A 20,718-nucleotide genomic window follows, 5' to 3' on the forward strand; every position below is an offset into this window, starting at 1 on the left:
CATTCATGTCTGACCCTATACGTTTTTACTTCCAAGGCCAAATCCAGCAAGTCGATGATGTTGCGCCTACCCGCACCCTGTTGCAGCATTTGCGTGAAGACCGTCACTGCACCGGCACCAAGGAAGGTTGTGCCGAGGGTGATTGCGGGGCCTGTACCGTGGTGGTCGGTGAAATGAAAAATGGCCAGCTTGAATTGCAATCGGTGAATTCCTGCATACAGTTCATGCCTGCGCTTGACGGCAAGGCCGTGTTTACCGTGGAAGACCTGCAACAGGCGGATGGCAAGCTGCACCCGGTACAGCAGGCGCTGGTTGAATGCCATGGTTCGCAATGTGGGTTTTGCACACCGGGTTTTGCCATGTCCCTGTGGAGCCTGTACCTGAAAAAAGAAGGGCAGGACAAACCAGCCTGCCGCAAGGAAGTTGACGAAACCCTGTCCGGTAATCTATGTCGCTGCACCGGTTATCGCCCCATCATTGATGCAGCCAGGCGCATGAGTGAATTGCCGGCGGCGCAATTTGACCGTGCTGCCGTCATCGCCGGCCTGCAAGGCTTGCAGCGTGGCGAGATGTTCACTTACGAAGCTGACGGGCAAAGTTTTTTTGCACCGCGCACCCTGCAGCAACTGGCTGAAATCCGTGCTGCACAACCAAAAGCCACCATACTCGCCGGTTCTACCGATGTCGGCCTGTGGGTCACCAAGCAGATGCGTGAGCTTGGCAATATCATCTATGTGCGTGAAGTCGATGAACTCAAGCAGATCAGGACGGTCGACGGCAAGATGGAGATAGGCGCAGCGGTGTCACTCAATGACGCCTATGGTGCAATCTGCCGGCATTACCCGGATGAGCTGACCGAGATGTGGCAACGTTTTGCCTCGCAACCGATACGTAATACCGGCACCCTCGGTGGCAGTGTCGCCAATGGTTCACCTATAGGCGATTCTGCACCATGGATGATTGCTCTCGGTGCAGAAATAGTTTTGCGCAGCGTGCAGGGCCAGCGTGTGCTTTTGCTTGAGTCTTTCTATCTTGATTACATGAAAAAAGACATGCAGCCCGGCGAATTTGTCGAAGCCGTGCGTATTCCCCTGCCCAAGGCCGGACAGCATTTCCGTACCTATAAACTGGCCAAGCGTTATGACCAGGACATCTCGGCAGTCTGTGCTGCCTTTGCGGTGACGCTTGATGGCGGCATCGTGCGTGATGCGCACATTGCTTTCGGTGGCATGGCGGCAACTTCACGTCGCGCACCCAAGGCAGAAGCAGCATTGAACGGCCAAGTCTGGGATGAATCCACTCTGAAAAACGCCATGGCTTTGCTGGCTGAAGATTACACACCATTGACGGACATGCGCGCCAGTGCTGCCTACCGCATGCAGACAGCACAAAACCTCTTGCGCCGCTTCTGGCTGGAAACCAGGACAGACGCCCCCCTGAAGTTGCAGGCAGTGAATGTGTTTGCACCGGCTGCCACTGTTACCGCCTGAGCTCAGGAGAATAATATGAATACACAAACCGACGCTTTCCTGAACGATAAAAACCTGGCCGGGACCGATGCTGGCTGGGCCGAAGTGGGCAAGTCCCATCCGCATGAATCAGCCGTTTTGCATGTGCTCGGCGAGGCGCGCTATACCGACGATATCCCGGAAGTGCAGGGTACCCTGCATGCGGCGCTGGGTCTGTCTGCCAAGGCGCATGCCAATATCGTGTCCATGAACTTTGATGCAGTCAAAAGTGCCCGTGGTGTCGTTGCCGTATACACCGCCAAAGATATACCCGGCACCAATGATTGCGGCCCCATCATCCATGACGATCCGATATTGTCAGAAGGCCTGGTGGAATATGTCGGCCAGCCCATCTTTATCGTCGTTGCTGACACACATGACAATGCCCGCCGCGCCGTGCGCAAGGCAGAGATCGTCTACGAAGAATTACCCGCCATCCTGACCCCGCAGGAAGCGAAAAAAGCCCAGTCCTTTGTCTTGCCGCCGATGCGCCTGCAACGCGGTGATGCGCAGGCTGCGTTTGAACGTTCGCCCAACCGCATCAAGGGTGAACTGTATGTAGGCGGGCAGGAACAGTTTTACCTGGAAGGGCAGATTTCCTACGCCATCCCCAAAGAAGACCGGGGCATGCTGGTCCTGTGTTCTACCCAGCATCCGAGTGAGATGCAGCATGTGGTGGCGCATGCCCTGGGCGTGGCATCGCATCATATCGTGGTTGAATGCCGCCGCATGGGTGGTGGTTTTGGCGGCAAGGAATCGCAGTCTGCCCTGTGGGCGGCGGCAGCAGCGATTTCGGCAGCACAACTGAAGCGCCCGGTCAAACTGCGCGCTGACCGTGATGACGACATGATGGTGACAGGCAAGCGTCACTGCTTCCATTATGATTATGAAGTCGGTTACGACGATGAAGGCCGCATCATCGCCGCCAGGGTAGAGATGGTGTCGCGCGCCGGTTTTTCTGCCGACCTGTCGGCGCCGGTGGCGACGCGTGCAGTCTGCCATTTCGACAATACCTATTATCTTGGCGACGTTGATATCCGTGCCATGTGCGGCAAGACCAATACCCAGTCGAATACGGCTTTCCGTGGTTTTGGCGGCCCGCAGGGGGCGATTGCGATTGAATACATCATTGATGGCATCGCCCGTAACCTGGGCAAGGATGCACTCGATATACGCAAGATCAATTTCTATGGCCGTAATGACGAAGAAGGCCGCAACATCACCCAGTACGGCCAGAAGGTCGTCGACAACATCATCCATGAACTGACGGCAGAACTGGAAACGACCAGTCAATACCAGCAACGCCGTGCGGATATCAAGGCTTTCAACGCCAGCAGCCCGGTACTGAAAAAAGGCCTGGCCTTCACACCGGTCAAGTTTGGCATTGCCTTTAACGTCACTCACCTGAACCAGGCTGGTGCACTGGTGCACATCTATACCGATGGCTCTATCCTGGTCAACCATGGTGGCTGTGAAATGGGGCAGGGCGTCAATACCAAGGTGTGCCAGGTCGTGGCGCATGAACTGGGTCTTAACCTGAATAAGGTAAGGGCCACAGCGACTGATACCAGCAAGGTGGCCAATACCTCGGCGACTGCTGCATCAACCGGCGCCGATCTCAACGGCAAGGCAGCGCAGAATGCGGCCCACACCCTGCGTCAGCGCCTGGCAGAGTTTGCCGCAAAAACCTATGGCGGCGAAATCGCTGACGTCGGCTTCGCCAATGACCTGGTCAGGGTGAATGGTCTCGATATCCCGTTTGAAGCCCTGGTGCAAAAAGCCTACCTGGCCAGGGTACAACTGTGGTCTGACGGTTTTTACGCGACACCGGGTCTGCACTGGGACCCGAAAACCATGAGTGGTAATCCCTTCTCTTACTATGCCTATGGGGCGTCGGTATCTGAAGTTATCGTCGATACCCTGACCGGTGAATGGAAACTCTTGCGTGCCGACGCCCTGTACGATGCCGGCCAGTCGCTGAATCCGGCCATCGACATCGGCCAGGTGGAAGGGGCTTTCATCCAGGGCATGGGCTGGCTCACTACCGAAGAACTGTGGTGGAACAAGGGTGGCAAGCTGATGACACATGCGCCTTCGACCTACAAGATACCGGCGATCTCGGATTGCCCTGAAGATTTCCGTGTCAACCTGTTCAAGAACCGCAATGTGCAGGACAGCATACATCGCTCCAAGGCCGTCGGCGAGCCGCCCTTGTTGCTGCCATTCTCGGTGTTTTTTGCGATACGTGATGCGATTGCCAGTGTGGGCGATTACCGCTACAACCCGCCACTGAATGCACCGGCCACCAGCGAGGCGATTTTGCATGCCATCAATGCAGTCGGGCGCATGGCTGCACAGCCTGTCACACCGGAATAATGGGGTCATCATGAAGCACTGGTTAACTGCGCTTGCCAGCGTCAGCGCACCAAAAATACTGGTGACGGTGGCCACCGTACTCGGTTCCGGCCCACGCGAACCCGGCGCCAAGATGGTGATTACCGCCGATGAATTATTCGATACCATCGGTGGCGGTCACCTGGAAATGAAGGCGACAGAAATCGCCCGTGCCATGCTGGCCATGCCGGATACCATGCTGGCTGCACAGCGGCGTCTGGAGCGCTTCCCGCTGGGCCCCAGCCTGGGTCAGTGTTGTGGCGGTGTCGTGCACCTGGCCTTTGAGCGGGTGGCCAGTGATAATCTCACTCACCTGAATTGCCTGAACCAGCGCTGGCGCCTGGGCCTGGATACCTGGCGTCTGCTGGCGCTGGACAGTGATCAGGCAGTGACGCTATGTGATGACAATGCCACCCACCTGGCCGGGCCAGTCTGGCCAGCCATTTTGCCTGTTGCGATAGATGTCCTGACGGCCTGTCAGGTCCTGACTGATACCACGGGCCAGCGCTGGCTGCTTGATTCCTGCCTGGCGGAAAAGGCGCACCTGATGTTGTTTGGCGCCGGCCATGTTGGCGCCGCCATCGTCCGCGCCCTGGCAGACCTGCCCTGTCGCATCACCTGGGTGGATGAACGTGAGGACATGTTCCCGACACGGCTGGCCGCCAATGTCATTGTCGAAGCGACCGATACACCAGAAGCCCTGATCGCCGGTGCTGCACCGGGCACGTCTTTTCTGGTGATGACACATAGTCATGCACTGGACCGGCGTCTGTCCGAACATATACTGCGACGTCATGATATCTGCTGGTTTGGTCTGATCGGTTCACAAACCAAGCGCGTGCAGTTCGAACGCCGCCTGCGCGAACGTGGCATACCGGCCACGCGCATGACCGACATGGTCTGCCCCATAGGCTTGCCCGGCATCCATGGCAAGCAACCGGCTGTGATTGCTGCATCGGTCGTCGCCCAGCTCCTGCAGGTGTGGGAGGAGCATGAACTGCAGCAGCAAAAGGCCCTGGGCCGTATGTTGACAAAAATAGCAGCATCCGCCAGCCAGATAACAGGCAAGACAGCGAATCCGGAGGCAAAGGCAGAAATAATGGATAAAGAAGAATGTCACTTGCTGGCTAAGCGTTAAACTCTCGCTGTTAGCGCTTAGCACCACAGTATTGTCCCATGCGAACAGAATGCCGGGCTGATTAAAACAGGCCCGGTTTGATTGCGCCTGCAAGGATGAATTGCAGAACAGAAATTCAAGAAAGACCATCAGATGACTACTTCTCCATCAGGCAACAGGCACGACGCTGGCCTGCAAGCTTATCGCGCCAGTGTGCTGCATTTCAAACAGGACCCGGCCTTTCATGCACAGTCTTATGACTGGCATGAAGACGGCTTGCTTATCGTCAGCAATGGCAGGATAGAGGCAGCCGGTGATTATGCTCAGTTGCACGCCAGCCTGCCGGCAGGTACAGAAGTCATTGATTACCGTGGCAAACTCATCGTGCCCGGTTTTATCGACACCCACATCCATTATCCGCAGACCGACATGATTGCCTCGCCGGCACCGGGTTTGTTGCCCTGGCTGGAAACCTATACCTTCCCGACCGAGAGGCAGTTTTCCGACCCTGAACACGCCGGTGAAGTGGCCCGCTTCTTTCTTGACGAATTGCTGCGCAGTGGCACCACGACCGCCATGGTGTATTGCACCGTGCACCCGGAATCTGTCGACGCCTTCTTTACCGAGAGCGAGGCGCGTAACCTGCGCATGGTGGCCGGCAAGGTCCTGATGGACAGGAATTGCCCTGAATTCTTGCGTGATACAGCAGAAGGCGGTGTGCGTGACAGTGAGGCCCTGATCAAAAAATGGCATAAGCGCGGCCGCCAGCTGTATGCGATTACGCCGCGCTTTGCGCCGACATCAACTGAAGCGCAGATGCAACTGGCCGGTGAGCTGGCGCGCGCTTATCCCGATACCTTCCTGCAGACCCACGTGGCAGAAAATACTGATGAAGTGGCCTGGGCCAAAGAACTCTTCCCCTGGGCGCGCAGTTACCTCGATGTGTATGATCACTATGGCATGTTGCGCCCGCGGTCCATGTATGGCCACTGCATCTGGCTCGATGATGGCGACCGTGCACGCATGGCAGAAACCCAATCGGCGGTGGCAATGTGCCCGACTTCCAATCTTTTCCTTGGCAGCGGCCTGTTTGATTTTGAAAAAGCCGATGCCCAGAATGTGCTGTTGTCGCTGGCGACCGATGTAGGCGGCGGCACTTCATTCTCGATGTTGCGCACCATGAATGCCGCCTACAAGATGGCCCGTCTGGGCGGCACCTACCTGCCTGCATTACGCATGTTTTACCTGGCCACCCTGGGCGGTGCGCGCAGCATGCAGCAGGAAGGTACGATAGGCAATTTCGTCAGGGATGCCGAAGCCGATTTCATTGTTCTCGATCCGCAGGCAACACCATTGCTGGCGCGCCGCAGCAAGCACACTGACAGCCTCGATGAGTTGCTGTTTGCACTGGCCCTGCTCGGTGATGACCGCACTGTTGCCGCGACTTATGCTGCAGGCAAACTGGTGCATCAGCGTCCGGCGTGAAATTATTGCCTGATTGGCTTAAGATGGTGGGCATCGTTCAACCGCCTTAAAGGATAAGCATGCCCACCATTAATGTTCAAATGTTTGAAGGCCGTACGCTGGAACAAAAGCGTGCCTTTGTCAAAGCCGTTACCGAAGCCAGCAGCCAGACCCTGGGCTGTTCACCCGATGCCGTTGATATCATCATCACGGAAGTGAAGCGTGAAGACTGGGCTAGTGGCGGCACGCTCTGGTCGGATAAAAAATAAGAGGCTATTGTGAAATTAACCTGGCGTTGTTGCGCCTCCCGAACGTAAAACCCGGTACTAAAGTACTGTCTGCGTCGGCGACGGTGTAGTCGGGGTTTCAGACAATATATTGTCTGCCGACGTAACGGGCACCCCTTGCAAGGGGTGCTTCCATAGCGCGTTAGCCTAGCCATCTTAATTTCGCAACAACCTCTAAGCATTACTCTGTCTTCAACTTACCCTTGATAATTGCCTGACTGGTTTCGCGCAATTTTTGCAGGACAGGGCGCTGGCGCAGGATCTCGCATTCCGAATAGGACGCGTCAGTGCTGATGCCAGTCAGTGACAGCGCACCTTCTTTCAGGCCATAGTCAATGCGGGTTTCCTTGCTGCCGCTGAGTATGGTACCTACTGCCAGGCTGATGGCCGTATCGCCATGTACCTGCATGTTGTCTAGCACCTTGCCACCGGATTTGGGACACTGGTTGACATAACTGCCTATGGCGCGCGCCCTGGGGTTGACGGTCAGCGCCTTGAAGACACCGCTATTGCTGCTGCCCGCTGCCGCATAGATGATGTCCACACCTTCGGCCAGCATGGCCCTGGCCAGTGCTTCTGCACGGCCTGCATCATTGAAAGGCTGGCTGCCTTCTATCCAGGCGATATTGTTGAGGGTTATGTCAGCCTTGACTGACCTGGCGCCAGCGACAAAGGCATCGACAGTCTTTTGTTTCAACGGGGTTTTTACGGCGCCAATGATGCCCAGCTTGCCACTGGCTGACATCATGGCTGCTTCCATACCTGCCAGGTAACCGGCCTCGGTTTCCCTGAAACTGATGCACAGCAGATTCGGTGGCGGATTGCTGATGCATTGTTCCAGTATCACAAAGCGTACCTGCGGTGCAGTACGCGGCACGGTATCCAGTAATTCCCTGAATTCATAACCGATCATGACAATGATACTGGCGCCTTGCCGGATGGCGTTTTCCAGTTGTTTTTGCCTGCCGCTGCGGTCAGGCTGGCTGGACAGTGTCGTGGCCTGCATCTGGTACAGCAGCGCCGCTTGCCTGATGCCTTCGCTGCCTTGCTGCAGGTAGGGATCGTCATTGTCGGGGACGGGCCGTACGTAGAATATTTTCTGTGTTTCCACTGCGTGAAGGTCGCTTGCCGCCAGTGCAACGATGAGCAATAACAAGGCCTGGAAAATGAATCGCGGCTTGTGGATGTGCATGTCTTCCTCCGTATATTTTTCTGCTGGCTTCAAGGACAGCATGAGTTTTTATCTTGGAGGAAAAGCAGAGCCGAATAACGTATTGCGGGTAATAAAGAATATTGATGGCAGGGGATAATGGGGGAGGGGGCTTGTGCTAGCACAAGCTTGTTGCCAAGGGCCCGCCCAACAAGTGCCTGTTCAGGAGTGCCGCGCCATTAATCGCTTGATATCGGCACCCGCATCCAGGTTCACCCCGAAATGCTCCCGCAATATCTGACGATACTCGGCTTCATCCGCAATGCTGTGCACATGCCTGTCTGCTGTCCTGGTCATGATGCATTTGTTATTTGACACACTGATACGTCCATCCGGGGTCGCGATGGAGCAGATTGATTTTTGTGTGAAGTGTGATGCCGGCGAAGTCTGTTGATACAGGCACATATCATAAAAATCTTCTATCGCATGATCGCGCAGACTGAAACAGTATTCCGGGTGTGCTGCCGCTCCATCCCTGGCCTGCATCAGAACCAGTTGTCCGCCTTCACCCGCTTGCAGAGAATAATGCATGCCCAGTTCATGCACACCGTCGCCATGAAGCGATAAAGGTGTGCGGAAGCAATCGCCAAAACCGACATCGGCCAACCAGCTTTGCCCCTCGGTTTTCACCAGCAACAGCATATGGTCAAAATCAGGTCCGTACTGCTGACCATTGAATACCTTTGCAGAAAGGCGGCTGACTGCAAATCCCAGGCTTTCCAGCAACAGGCCAAACAGGTGGTTGAGTTCATAGCAAAAACCACCACGTTTTTTATGTGAAACCTTGTCCAGCAAGGCGCTTGGCGACAGGTTAAGTTTTCGCCCCAGGCTGATGTCAAGATTTTCAAAAGGGATGTGCTGCAGATGTGCCTGATGCAAGGCCGTCAGCACTGGCAAGCTGGCTGTACGCGGCCCTGTGTAGGCCAGTCGGTCAAAATAAGCATCCTGGTCCTTGTCATTGAGCATGAAGCAGTTCCTCCTTGTATGCCTGAATTTTCTCAGCATGTTCGCTGTAATTGAAGCCTTGCTCACAGCTGGCATACAGCATTCCCTGGTATTGCATGCCCAGATAAGCGAAGGTCAGCCTGAAGACGTCTTCAAAACAGGTGGCCGGTATGGCATCGCAACCTGTGCCCAGCAAAGCCGCTTTTTTGCCGCGCAATTGCCGCCCCAGGTCTTTCTCCGTTTTGAGCAGGTCCGATATCCTGTCCATGAAAATTTTCATCCTGGCGCTTGGTGCATACCAGTACATCGGCGTTGCCAGCACGATGCGGTCAAACTGCAGAACCTGTTTCATCAGGGGCAAGAAATCGTCATCACGGTTCTTGAATTCATAATCGAAAGGGGCAATTTCATACTGGCTCAAATCGATGAGTGTCGCCTGTATCTCTTCGGCAAATACCCTTGCCAGGGCCAGGGTATTTCCAGGACTCCTGGAGCTGCCGACAAGAATGATGGTGCTGGCGGTGCTGGTGGTGGACATCGGAATACGGTTGACTAGGCAAAGTCTGCAATATACTCCGCCGCTGGATTTCTTGCAGAAGGCGGCTATACACCCGTTGCCAGACTACGCACCATGGCCGTTGCAGTGGCTGTCGCAATCAGGCAGTCATCCTGATATAACTCCCCTGCCAGAAAACAGATATCCTTGCCGCGTTTGACTATGCGTGCCTTGCCCTGTATCAGGCCGACCCTGGCTGCGCGCTGATAGGCCACATTCAGGTTCAGGGTAGGGGCAAATTCGCCGGCTGCCAGGGTTGCCGCCAATGCCGGTCCCATGCAGTCATCAAGCATCGCCGCCAGAAAGCCACCCTGGATATTACCTGCCGGGTTGGTAAATTCTGGCCGGGCCTGAAATTCCACTTCTATGGTGCCAGCTGCTCCATCGATGGCCGTAAAGCGTATGCCCAGTGTCGCTGCTGCCGGTGGCGGTGGCAGAGCACCATTCTGTATCTGCCAGAAAAAGTTATTCTTGTCCATGGTGTCGATAGTCCCTCCAGTGTTGAAGGGCAGTATAAACCGTGACAAACTTGCTTGCTCAGCCAGCCTGTTTTACATAGGAGCGCAGAGCATCCTGCAAGCTGCTGGTGGGCAGCGTCCCGAGAAATTGTTCGAGCTTGCGCCCGCTCAGACGATGTGGCCGATGCCATAGGTAACGCATTTTGGTGACAGCTTTCATCAGGGGCGAGAACAGTCCGAGTATCTGCATCATCCACCAGGGCATGGGTTTGACCTTGAGTGACCGGCCACTCAATTCTTCGAGTGCAGCATGCATCTCTTTGCCAGTGGCGGTGATACCGGGATAATGCATGATGTCAAATGCCGGTAGTTGCTGACGCTGGGCGGCAACCCGGACAAACACTTTGGCCAGGTCAGGCAGGTAAGCCCAGGCATGGGGCAAATCATCGGGCCCCATGTGGGTAACGACCCCTTTGTCCAGCGATTTCGTTATGGCCATGTCAAGCCAGGTGCCGCTTCCACCGATAAAATCACCGGCCCGCAAGATGACGCAATGCAAACCCTGCCTGCTTGCCTGCTCCAGCGATTGTTCCATTTCTATCCGTTGCGCTGCCTTGGCGGTATTGGCATTGAATGGTGTATCTTCTTCCAGTACTGGCGGGATGTCAGCACCGTAGTTATACACATTACCCGGCACCATCAGCAGGGCACCGGCCGATCTGGCGATCTCTATGACGGCAGCGGTCGCCGGCGGCAACAGCTTTTCCCAGCGCGCATAGTCAGGGTTGATGGCATTGATCACCACATCGATAGCAGGGACTGCGGCCAGTATGCGTCCGGTATCAAGCACATCGGCTTGCAGGTACTCAACCCCGGCTGGGGAATGCAAAGGCGCAGCAGAGCGTGCCTGGGCAATCACGCGCCAGCCGGCAGCTGCGAAAGCTTTGACGGCGGCCTGGCCCAGCCGGCCTTTGGCGCCGAGCACCAGGACGGAGGGGCTGGGCGAAAGACTGGATTTGCTCGCAAGGTTCATGGCTGTACTCCTGTTTGGGTTCAAGTAAATCAATGTGATGCAGGTATTTTCATGTCAGGCAGATGTATTTACAATGAGCATTCAAGCATGGCTTTCATGCATAATTGAATACCTTGAGGGCGATGATGTCGACCATGCCATTTGACCCGACCCAGACGGACTGGAACCTGATACGCGGTTTTGTTGCAGTAGTCGAACATGGCTCGCTCACACGTGCGGCAGAGATGCTGGGATTGAGCCAGCCCACGCTATCAAGGCAGATTGCCGAACTGGAAAAAACGCTGGGCACGGTCCTGTTTGAAAGAGTGGCGCGTGGCCTGAAGCTGACACGGACAGGGGAAAACCTGGTCGAGCCAGCGCGTCACATGATGTCGGCTGCCCGCTCCCTGGGGATCGCCGCAGCTACTCAGGACAAAGACTTGCAGGGTACCGTCAGGATTACCGCCAGTGAAATAGTGTCAGCTTTTGTTTTGCCACCCCTGTTGTGCGAGCTGGCACAGCACTGCCCGGAAATACAGATAGAACTGGTGGCCAGCAACCAGGTCAGTAATTTGCTCGAACGCGAGGCAGATATTGCCATACGCATGGTCAGGCCGCACCAGGCGGCCCTGATCACCCGTCACCTGGCGGACTGGCCCATAGGCATCTATGGGCATCGTGATTACCTGGCGAAATTGCCGGCCCTGCCCCGCACGGCGCTGGGTGTTCCTCTGTCCCAGATGCCGCAGTACCGCTGGCTGGGCATGGATCAGTCAGACCAGTATATCGCCGGTTTCAAGGCGGCTGGCCTGACAGTTGATCGCAGTTTCTTTGATTTCCGTTGCGATAACCACCTGGTGATCTGGCAAGCCTTGCTCCAGGGCCTGGGCATAGGTATCGCAACGTGCTGGATGGCAGAAAGACACCCTCAATTACAACAAGTCATGGCTGACCAGGTCCTGGCCCCCTTGCCTGTCTGGCTGACCACACACAGGGAACTCAGGTCCAGCAAACGCATACGTACAGTGTTTGATTTTCTGGCTGAAGGCTTGTTGCAGCAGCGCTTTTAGTCGGGAACAGCAATGATCACCAGTGATTCCCCGACATGCTCTCAAAGAGTACGGACATAGTGATAGCCATCCAGCGTCAGGCCATTGATGACAGACATTTCTTTCACGCTCTGCTGTAGTCTGAAGCCATTCTTGCTCAATACTCTGGACGAGGCTGGATTATCCACCGTCACATAGGCATCAATCTGTGCCAGACTCAGTTCGTTCCGGGCATGCTGCAATATCTGCTGTACGGCGACGGTCGCCAGACCACGTCCGGCGGCGCGTGAAGCCAGACGGTAGCCGAGATCGGCCCGGGATTTCTCTTTATCTATATGTCGGAGGTTGATGCGGCCGATCATCGCATCGCCGTCATCGAGGATGAGTGCCGGATACATCAGACCCGCCTTGAAGTGATTCAGGCATTCTTCGACGTGTTGTACTATTCCTTGCCGCGTATAAAAAGCGTCCCCACGGCCATAGATGAACTGCTCAAACCAGGCGCGGTTATCAAGTTCAAACTGCATCAGTGCCGGTATGTCTGTCGCTTGCAAAATCCTGATTTTCAATTTGCGTTCTCCAAAAAATCTGCTTTCCAGTTGACCAGACAGGTGCAAGCCAGTAGCAGACTGGCCGCCACCATGTACGCTACCGGTATGCCACAAAGCTGCGCCACTGCTCCCCATGTGATGCTGCCCAGGGTCTGGCCGGCAGCGGCTGCCAGCAGGTAGATGGAAATGGTGCGCGCCCTAATCGCATTGGGAAATGCCATCTGTGCCCGACTGTTCAAAGTCGTGACCAGGAGCGACCAGGCCATGCCGCCAGCCACTACCGTACATAGCAACAGTTGCCAGCAGGTGCAGAGACCCAGTGCCAGCAACATGCCTCCATATGCCAGCAGCGCCAGCATGAACAGGCGTGCTCTTGAAAAATGACGCAGCAACACTGGCATGCTGGTTGCGCCGAGTACCGCTCCGCCACCAAGACATGCCATCAACATGCCAAAGCTGCCTGCATCTCTGTGTAAGACCTGCTTCACCAGCAAAGGCAACAAGGCGGAGAATGCATTTGCCGCAAAAAACAGGCAAGCCGCGTACAACAGCAACTGACGAAAATTACGTGATTGGAAGGCAAAAACGCAGCTTGCTTTCAGACTGGTGGAGATGGCTGCTGTAGCAGAGTCTGGAGCAGCAGAGCAGGTGGCCGATTCCTGCTGCAACCATTGCCAGTAGATGCCGAGCAGGCCAAGAAAGCTCAGGGCATTTAAAAGAAACAAGCCACCCGCGCCGGAATAAGCCAGCAAGGCCGCACCAAGCAAAGGACCGGCCAGGGCAGTCATGTTATAGCTGAGGTTATTCAGCGAAGCGGCCGCTTCTATTTCCGTTCTGGTCACCAGGGTAGACATTGATGCCTGCCAGGCTGGCAGGCGAAAGGCTGTTCCGGCTCCCGTCAAGAAAGTCAGCAAGAGCAAGGCCGGTACGCTGGCCTTGCCGGTGTAGTCAAGCAAGGCCATGCAGGCTGCTGTCAGCAACATGGCAAAATTGATCATGAACAGCAGCCTGGCCCTGTGCATGGCATCGGCCAGGACACCGGCAGGCAAAGCAAACAGCATCATCGGCGCCCAGGTGGCTGCCTGGACCAGGGTGGCTGTCACTGCTGACGTTGTGCTCGATGCTATTAGCCAGCTTGCTGCATACGCCTGCATCCAGCCACCCAGATTGGAGACCAGATTCGCCAGCCACAGCGAACGATAGCGTGCGTGACGCAGCGGTTGTAGCAATGCGGGCGCAGGCCTGCTTTGCAGAATGATTTTTTGTAGCACGGTGTATGGCACGATGAGTTCTGTTGACGCAAAACAGTCTACGTAGCGGGCGCAGCCATGGTCAATCTTGATTCCGGCAATCAAGATAAAAATAATTGAAGCTTTCTTGCGCAGGCAGATGCAAGGCCGTGGTCATGAAACAATTTATAATCAGGGCATGAACCCTGACCAAGATCACAAGCCCGACCTGACGGCAAACGAGGCCGCCCGGCTGCTGGGTGTCAGTCTGTCTACGTTGTATTCCTATGTCAGCCGTGGTTTGCTGATTTCTGTGGCTGACGGCACTGCGCGCAGCAAACGTTATCCCTATGACGCAGTGATGCGGCTGGCGGCACGCCGTGCTGATGGCAAGCGCGCCGGTCATCAGGTTACCGCCGCCATGAACTGGGGTGTACCGGTGATGGAAAGCACCATCTCGCATGTCAGTGGCGGCAGTTTGTACTATCGCGGTCATGATGTCTGCCGGCTGGCAGACCAGATAACACTGGAAACCACGGCCTTGCTGCTATGGGGCTATCCACAGGCTGATTTTTTTGAATGTCCGGTGCCGAAAATAGCCGAAGCAGAACTACTGCTGGCAAGACAACTGAGTGCCGGTATGGGCAAGCTGGAACAGGCGCTTGCCTTATTGGGTCCGCTGACGCACAGGCTGGATCTGCATGCCACGGAAGCACCAGCGATGTTTTTTGATGCTGCTACCTTCATGCGCCTTTTGGCGGCCTTGCTGCTGGACCAGGTTGTTGACTGCACGGCCCTGCATGAGCAGGTAGCCAGGGCCTGGCAAGCCAACGCTGCTCAGACAGAAATAATACGGGCCAGTCTGGTGCTGCTGGCTGATCATGAATTGAATGCCTCTACTTTCACGGTGCGTTGTGTCGCTTCTGCCGGAGCCAGTCTGGCTGCGACGCTCAGCGCAGGCCTGGCCGCTTTGTCCGGGCGCAGGCATGCTGGCGGCAGCAAGCTGGCCAGGGAGATGATCATTGGCGCCCTGGCAGCATCCGATGCCAGCGTCTGGATAAGGCAGTTTTACCGCAGGCATAAAGCTGCCGGCGCCGGTTTTGCACATCCCTTGTATCCGGCAGGTGACCCGCGCGCGCAATATCTGCTAAAGCAGCTGGAACAGGTAGCGGGTGAGCAGCCGCAAGTGAAAAAGATATTTGCTATTGGCCGTATTGCCATGCGGGAGACCGCAGCTTTGCCCAATGCCGACTTTGCCCTGGCGGCATTGCAGCTTGCTTTTGGCTGGCCAGATCATGCTGCGGAGGTTTTGTATGCCCTGGCCCGTTCGGCTGGCTGGGTAGCCCATGCCGCCGAACAGCAGGCTGATGGGAAAATGATACGCCCCAGGGCACGCTATATAGGCAAGTTATACCGGCAAATCTGATTGCACCAGGTCACAATGAATTTGTAGACTTTCGGTCTGGTTACTGTGTAGTGTAAAGCCCCGCATCAGCAATTCTTTTTTCACCAGTTCCAGCGCTTCACGGTAGATATCCATACGCTTTTTTTGCCATGCCAGCGGCGTGAATACGCTGAGTGGCAGTAGCCGTACCCGCCGTCCATGCAGGCGAAAAGACAGATCGATATGGGTGCCGTCCACGTCGTGGCCATTGCTGCCAAAGATGTCGGCAATCTCGGCTTTGCGTTGCCTGTAGATGCAGCCAAACAGCCAGATGCCGGCACGCCGGAACCATGTCCTTGCCTTGCCCAGTTCAGAAGCGCGCGGCTCATAGGCGCGTGTCAGAATCAAACCCAGGTGCGAGGGCAAGGCGGCCTGCATGTCCTGAATTTTTTGCCAGGCCAGCGCATTGATCAACACTTGCCGCGCAGGCCAGCGTGGCTGTATCTGTATATTGCCACTGGTACCCGGCGGCAAGCGGACTAATGCAAGAGCCGTTTCGTGTATTGCGGTATCCCTCGTCATCTCATTCACCATTGATATCGTAGCGGTCTATATCAAACAGATACCAGTTGCCGCCAGCATTGACAAAGATCATCCGGTAAGCCGCTGCGGCTTCCCTGAAGGCTGAAAATGGGGCAACATGCCAGGCCTCTACCAGGGCAAAATCGGCAACGCCATCGCCGTCAAGGTCCGCACCATGTACCGCTGCTTTTGTGAATTGCTCGAACAGTTGCTTCCTGGTCTTTGTATCGTATTGCAGCTCTTTGGGTTGACCCCAAGTCCATTTGAAATCAGCTGGCAAGGCAGGTGATAATTGGCTCTTGCTGTAAAAATAAAATACCGGTTCAGTTGAGGCCGTAGTTGATCCAACTCTTTGCGTCAGGTTTTTTACAGGTTCCTGCTGGGTAGCGGGGCCGCCAGCACGAAAACCGTCTTTGCCAGACTGCTCATCGCTGATTTTATATCTGGGGATACTGGTTTCCGATTTCAATTTTCCGTCGAGCATCAGCACATGCTTTTGCACGGGTGTCTGTAAAAAAACATCAAGCTTGCCTATGTCCCACCAGCCTCTTAGCGTAACGCCAGCTGTTTCGTAATTGGTCCAGTAAGGACCATCCAGTACCCTGATTGCGTAAGACAGTTGAAACTGTGCAGATATTTCTTCCGGTCCGGCCAACGGCCTTGCGATATCAGACAAGGACGTGAAATACGAAGGCCGTGCAGGCGGCAGCTCAAGCTGTCGCAACATCACCAGGATGCCAGGATAGAACAAATTGATATTCAGGGCAGTCGCGGCCGTCAGGGTTTGCTTGTCAGGTTGTGCTTGTGCATGAGCCAGTTTTTGCAGTTCTACCCAGGGGGCGGGTGCTTTCATGTCAGCCATGCGTGCACCGATGACGCCATCGCGCATGCGCTGCTTCATGGCCTCGAATTCAGGTATGGGGAAACGTTTGATAGGTGGTCGTCTTTCCCCGGCAAAACGTGGAATGGCAGTTTCCAGCGTTTTTTGTTTCTCACTCAGCATGGTGGCCTGGAAATATTCTCCGGATGACAGCAGACGCCGCAAGCCAGGTTCCAGCCAGAATGCACGCGCAGGTGAACGCCCGGGACTGTCTTCATCCACGTCTTCCAGACGCAGGGCCTGTGTACCAAGCAGATTGCAGGCGACAAAACCCTGTTGTCCCTCACCCCAGCGGATCGCGCAAAATTGCTGACTGGAAGCTGCCGCATCAAGCTGTACCTGTGTATTGGCAGGCAGTTGCGTCAATATTGTGGCCTTGCTTGCTGGCCTGGCCCTGACATTGACCCAGGAGCCATGCACCCAGCGCAGTTGGTCTGTATCTTGCCCGGCCATCACTGACTCCATGCAGAAAATGAATGATATAGAAAGCAGCAAGGCAGGGGTTTTTGTCATGACGGGATCAGGCCTGGGCTTGTACATAAGCAAGCGCAGCATTTGCCAGTGCTGCAAATTTTTTGCCATGGTTTGCCGTCAGCGCCACCCACTCTTTCATGGGCCTGCCTTTACCGGACGGATCCCACAAGGCTGCACCCGCCAACGCCATTGCCGAGGTATGGGTATCGCCTGGCAGCTTGAATACCACCGTGTCTTTATGCTGGGCGACAAAGGCCTTGCCTTTGACCTTGAGACAGGCCTTACCAAACATCTGGCCTGTTTCCACCATTGCATTTGCAGCGAAAGCCTGCACCAGTTTTTCATACTCTGCCAGGGCGTCAGCCATGATTATTCCTTTTGACAAGATGTGGGATATCGACGTCAGGTAATGTCCAGAAAATACGCGCGGTTTGCACCAGACTCTGGTGCGGGGTCAGGGGCGGCTATCCAGCCCAGTGATTCATAAAGTCTGATCGCACTGTGCATATTGTCCCAGGTGTCAAGATGCAGGCCCGTATAACCGAGTTGCCTTGCCTTTTCCAGCGCATGGGTGAGCAATGCCCGCCCTATACCCTTGCCACGCAATTGATGGTCGACGTGGAAACCAAATAATTTACCCTGATGCTGGTCGATCTCCTGTACGGCCACACAACCATATATTTCACCGGCATACACAGCCACCAGTTCTATGGTGTTTTTACTCTCGGGAAATCCCGCGTTGCCTATGGCCGCATCAAGGCCGTCAAATTCTGCAACGATACCAAAATCACCAAGTGATGTTTGTACTATGTCACGTATCCGTGAGTTGTCAGAGGCGATTGCCGGCCTGATGGTCAACTGTTTTTCTACTGCCATATTGTCCCTGTATAACTCGCTGCCTGGATGTATAGCATAACAAATTCTGTTTGACGTCAGCTCAAATGAAAAAAGGCAGTGCAAATAATTGCACTGCCTTTTTCTGTTCTAACCGGAAGAGTTTAACCCGCACCCAGGTAAATAAACTTGAACAGGAATACTGCGGCAATGATCCAGACGATGAACTTGACTTCCTTTGCACGACCAGTGAACAGTTTCAAACCCGCATAGGAGATGAAGCCAAACGCCACGCCATGCGCAATCGAATAAGTGAAAGGCATGAACAGCGCGGTAATACCCGCAGGTATGCTCTCCGAAGTATCGCTCCAGTCTATGTCAACCAGTTCTCGCAACATCAGACAGGCAACATAAAACAGGGCCGGTGCGGTAGCATAGGCAGGCACTACACCCGCCAGGGGAGCAATGAACAGGCAGGCGAGGAAGAGCAGGCCAACGGCCACTGCCGTCAGGCCAGTGCGGCCACCAGCCTGCACGCCTGCGGCACTTTCGATATACGCAGTGGTGCTGGAAGTACCGAGGAAGGAACCGGCAACGATCGCTGTACTGTCAGCCAGCAGCGCGCGGTTCAGTCTTTCCATCTTGCCATTCACGAGCAAGCCTGCCCGGTTGGCAACGCCCATCAAAGTGCCCGTCGCATCAAACAATTCAACCAGGAAAAACACCAGCACCACATTCAGGATGCCGACAGACAAGGCGCCCATGACATCAAGTTTGAACAGGGTAGGGTCGAGTGAGGGCGGCATAGAAACGACACCGTGGAAGGTATTGCCGCCAAAGAAAAAACTCAGTATTGTCACCGCCAGAATACCGATGAGAATGGAACCGCGTACCTTGAACTTGTCCAGCGTCACAATCAAAAAGAAGCCCAGTGCTGCCAGAATAGGCGGTGCCTTGTGCACATCGCCTATGCCTACCATGGTGGCTGGATTAGCTACCACAATACCTGCATTTTTCAACGAGATCAGGCCCAGGAAAAGACCTATGCCTACCGTGATGGCAGTACGTATGGATTGAGGAATGCCGTTGACGATCATCTCGCGCAGTTTGAAGACGCTGACAGCGATAAACAGACAGCCGGAAATAAATACTGCACCCAGGGCAGCTTCCCAGGGTATCCCCATACCCTTGACCACGGCGTAAGTGAAATAGGCATTGAGACCCATGCCGGGCGCCAGCGCCATCGGGTAGTTGGCGTACAGGCCCATGATCATGGTGCCGATGGCGGCGGCAACGCAGGTGGCTACAAAGACCGAGTCCTTGGGCATGCCGGCGTCACCGAGTATCGAAGGGTTGACGAAAATGATATACGCCATGGTCAGGAAGGTGGTCAGGCCTGCCAGCAATTCTGTGCGTACATCAGTACCGTTTTCGCGCAGCTTGAAAAAACGGTCGAGAAATGAAGTCTTCTCATCGCCATGACTGACGGGCCTGGCGGTTTCTGTGCTGGCCGGAATTTGTTCGGAAGTTAACACTGTAGTCTCCTCAGATTGGATTTACCAATTGATCATTTTTAATTTGTGAAATGCACGATATCCTAAAAATTTCGAGATCAAAGCTGAGCATTTTCTATAGATGCTATTTGATTTTGAATATGAAGCTATTTGCTCACACCGCTTTTAACCAATAATCAGGCTGGGCGTAGATGGCTTTGAGGGTATCGATAAAAAAACGGGTCTTGGCTGGCAGGTGACGTTGTTGCGGGTACACGGCAACGATGTCGTACTGCGGCAGGGCATATTCATCAAGCACGGTGATCAATTCACCCGAGATCAGTTGCGCCTGTATTTCCCATGATGAACGCCAGGCCAGGCCAAGGTCTTCGCAAGCCCAGCGATGTAGCAACTCGCCATCGTTGCAATCAAGGTTACCAGCCACTTTGATGGTGACGGGTTTGCCATTTTGCTGGAAATACCAGCCGCGCTGTTGCCCACCCTGCAAGTTGAATGCCAGACAATTATGCTGGGCCAGGTCTTCCAGCGTGCGCGGTATGCCGTGGCGTTCAAAATAAGCTGGTGTGGCGCACACCACGCGGCGGTTGCTGGCCAGCTTCACGGCAACAAAGTTGGGATCGATATTGCCGCCTATGCGTATGCCCAGGTCATAGCCTTCACGCACCAGGTCCACCACCCTGTCCGTCAGGTTGAAAGAAATCTGTACCGCCGGATTGGCTTTCACAAACTGTGGCGCATGCGGTGCGACATGCTTGCGCCCGAAGGCTGCCGGTGTGGAAACGATCAGGTGGCCGGTCGCCTTGTGCCGTCCTTCTGACACCAGTTGTTCTGCATAGCCCAGGTCAGCCAGCAGCTTGCGGCAGTGATCCAGGTAGACCGTACCCTGTTCAGTCAGGGTCAGGTGACGGGTGCTGCGATGCATGAGCTTGACGCCCAGGCGTTTTTCCAGTGCATCAATACGCCGCCCCAGCATCACTGGCGTGATGTTCTGGCCCAGTGCTGCACGTGCCAGACTGCCTTTTTCAACGACATCCACAAAGGCTTCGATCTGTGTCAGTTTGTCCATCTGCGTTACCTCTTCGTTCAATCATGCGGCCAGCATAAGGAGGAAATGGACGCAGAGTAGTCATTCATATTAATAAACATCATCTGCCCGATTCAATACTCCAGATACCGGATAAAGCGAGGATTTGTCATCTTATCAGCGGGCATTTTTGCCATTAGCATGTATTTCATCCCTAGTGTCTGCACTAATTCGCATTAGTCAAAA

General features: G+C 55.0%; 20 protein-coding genes. 7 read left to right on the plus strand and 13 right to left on the minus strand.

Going from position 1 to position 20,718, the window contains the following annotated elements; translation table 11 throughout:
- Positions 1-5 precede the first annotated feature (5 nt).
- The 5 genes from xdhA (at position 6) to LZ463_RS21095 (ending at position 6,752) form a co-directional block, all read left to right on the plus strand.
- Complete coding sequence (gene xdhA / locus LZ463_RS21075) at positions 6-1,490, plus strand: xanthine dehydrogenase small subunit (RefSeq protein WP_241458137.1); 1,485 nt, start codon at positions 6-8, stop codon at positions 1,488-1,490.
- A 15-nt stretch (positions 1,491-1,505) separates the two neighbouring features.
- On the plus strand, positions 1,506-3,884 hold the full coding sequence (gene xdhB, locus LZ463_RS21080) for a xanthine dehydrogenase molybdopterin binding subunit (protein ID WP_241458139.1): 2,379 nt from the start codon (positions 1,506-1,508) through the stop codon (positions 3,882-3,884).
- Positions 3,885-3,894: 10 nt separating this feature from the next.
- Complete coding sequence (gene xdhC, locus LZ463_RS21085; protein WP_241458141.1) at positions 3,895-5,040, plus strand: xanthine dehydrogenase accessory protein XdhC; 1,146 nt, start codon at positions 3,895-3,897, stop codon at positions 5,038-5,040.
- A gap of 132 nt (positions 5,041-5,172) precedes the next feature.
- Positions 5,173-6,504, plus strand: a complete 1,332-nt coding sequence (guaD, locus tag LZ463_RS21090; protein ID WP_241458143.1) for a guanine deaminase — start codon at positions 5,173-5,175, stop codon at positions 6,502-6,504.
- Between the two features lie 59 nt (positions 6,505-6,563).
- Positions 6,564-6,752, plus strand: a complete 189-nt coding sequence (locus LZ463_RS21095) for a 4-oxalocrotonate tautomerase (protein WP_241458146.1) — start codon at positions 6,564-6,566, stop codon at positions 6,750-6,752.
- A 199-nt stretch (positions 6,753-6,951) separates the two neighbouring features.
- On the opposite strand, the gene LZ463_RS21100 is transcribed toward LZ463_RS21095, so the two are convergent.
- The 5 genes from LZ463_RS21100 to LZ463_RS21120 all read right to left on the minus strand — a co-directional run bounded on the left by LZ463_RS21100 (position 6,952) and on the right by LZ463_RS21120 (position 10,972).
- Positions 6,952-7,962 (minus strand): BMP family ABC transporter substrate-binding protein, encoded by a 1,011-nt coding sequence (locus LZ463_RS21100; RefSeq protein WP_241458148.1) that lies wholly within the window; start codon positions 7,960-7,962, stop codon positions 6,952-6,954.
- 180 nt (positions 7,963-8,142) lie between these two features.
- Positions 8,143-8,946 carry an arylamine N-acetyltransferase family protein gene (locus LZ463_RS21105; protein ID WP_241458150.1) on the minus strand — a complete coding sequence of 268 codons (804 nt, stop codon included), beginning with the start codon at positions 8,944-8,946 and terminating at the stop codon, positions 8,143-8,145.
- Positions 8,936-9,463, minus strand: a complete 528-nt coding sequence (locus LZ463_RS21110; RefSeq protein ID WP_241458152.1) for a flavodoxin family protein — start codon at positions 9,461-9,463, stop codon at positions 8,936-8,938. Before LZ463_RS21110 ends, LZ463_RS21105 begins: the two co-directional genes overlap by 11 nt.
- A 65-nt stretch (positions 9,464-9,528) precedes the next feature.
- A complete protein-coding gene (locus LZ463_RS21115; protein WP_241458154.1) occupies positions 9,529-9,960 on the minus strand; it encodes a PaaI family thioesterase in 432 nt (143 codons plus the stop codon).
- 58 nt (positions 9,961-10,018) lie between these two features.
- Positions 10,019-10,972, minus strand: coding sequence for an NAD-dependent epimerase/dehydratase family protein (locus LZ463_RS21120; RefSeq protein ID WP_241458156.1), 954 nt, complete (start codon positions 10,970-10,972; stop codon positions 10,019-10,021).
- Positions 10,973-11,106: 134 nt separating this feature from the next.
- Between LZ463_RS21120 and LZ463_RS21125 the strand changes: the two genes are divergently transcribed.
- Positions 11,107-12,021: a LysR family transcriptional regulator gene (locus LZ463_RS21125; protein WP_241458158.1), complete on the plus strand. Its 915-nt coding sequence runs from the start codon at positions 11,107-11,109 to the stop codon at positions 12,019-12,021.
- 41 nt (positions 12,022-12,062) lie between these two features.
- Here the strand turns inward: LZ463_RS21125 and LZ463_RS21130 are convergent, their stop codons facing one another.
- Together LZ463_RS21130 and LZ463_RS21135 are read right to left on the minus strand one after the other, a co-directional pair.
- Entirely contained in the window at positions 12,063-12,569 is a 507-nt protein-coding gene (locus tag LZ463_RS21130) for a GNAT family N-acetyltransferase (protein WP_241458160.1), read from the minus strand.
- Positions 12,566-13,834, minus strand: coding sequence for an MFS transporter (locus LZ463_RS21135; protein ID WP_241458163.1), 1,269 nt, complete (start codon positions 13,832-13,834; stop codon positions 12,566-12,568). Before LZ463_RS21135 ends, LZ463_RS21130 begins: the two co-directional genes overlap by 4 nt.
- A 145-nt stretch (positions 13,835-13,979) precedes the next feature.
- Between LZ463_RS21135 and LZ463_RS21140 the strand changes: the two genes are divergently transcribed.
- On the plus strand, positions 13,980-15,206 hold the full coding sequence (locus tag LZ463_RS21140) for a citrate synthase family protein (RefSeq protein ID WP_241458165.1): 1,227 nt from the start codon (positions 13,980-13,982) through the stop codon (positions 15,204-15,206).
- On the opposite strand, the gene LZ463_RS21145 is transcribed toward LZ463_RS21140, so the two are convergent.
- From LZ463_RS21145 to LZ463_RS21170, 6 genes are all read right to left on the minus strand, one after another.
- The gene (locus tag LZ463_RS21145) at positions 15,189-15,746 is read right to left on the minus strand and encodes a hypothetical protein (RefSeq protein WP_241458167.1); all 558 of its coding nucleotides are present in this window, start codon (positions 15,744-15,746) and stop codon (positions 15,189-15,191) included. The genes LZ463_RS21140 and LZ463_RS21145 overlap by 18 nt on opposite strands.
- 1 nt (position 15,747) lies before the next feature.
- On the minus strand, positions 15,748-17,079 hold the full coding sequence (locus tag LZ463_RS21150) for an SH3 domain-containing protein (RefSeq protein ID WP_241458169.1): 1,332 nt from the start codon (positions 17,077-17,079) through the stop codon (positions 15,748-15,750).
- Positions 17,080-17,146: 67 nt separating this feature from the next.
- Positions 17,147-17,467 (minus strand): hypothetical protein, encoded by a 321-nt coding sequence (locus LZ463_RS21155; protein ID WP_241458171.1) that lies wholly within the window; start codon positions 17,465-17,467, stop codon positions 17,147-17,149.
- A 35-nt stretch (positions 17,468-17,502) separates the two neighbouring features.
- Positions 17,503-17,976 carry a GNAT family N-acetyltransferase gene (locus LZ463_RS21160; RefSeq protein WP_241458173.1) on the minus strand — a complete coding sequence of 158 codons (474 nt, stop codon included), beginning with the start codon at positions 17,974-17,976 and terminating at the stop codon, positions 17,503-17,505.
- A gap of 122 nt (positions 17,977-18,098) precedes the next feature.
- Positions 18,099-19,373: an NCS2 family permease gene (locus LZ463_RS21165; protein WP_277624130.1), complete on the minus strand. Its 1,275-nt coding sequence runs from the start codon at positions 19,371-19,373 to the stop codon at positions 18,099-18,101.
- A gap of 229 nt (positions 19,374-19,602) precedes the next feature.
- A complete protein-coding gene (locus tag LZ463_RS21170; protein WP_241458175.1) occupies positions 19,603-20,514 on the minus strand; it encodes a LysR family transcriptional regulator in 912 nt (303 codons plus the stop codon).
- Positions 20,515-20,718 lie beyond the last annotated feature (204 nt).

The organism is Undibacterium paludis (assembly GCF_022568815.1).
Classification (GTDB): domain Bacteria; phylum Pseudomonadota; class Gammaproteobacteria; order Burkholderiales; family Burkholderiaceae_D; genus Undibacterium.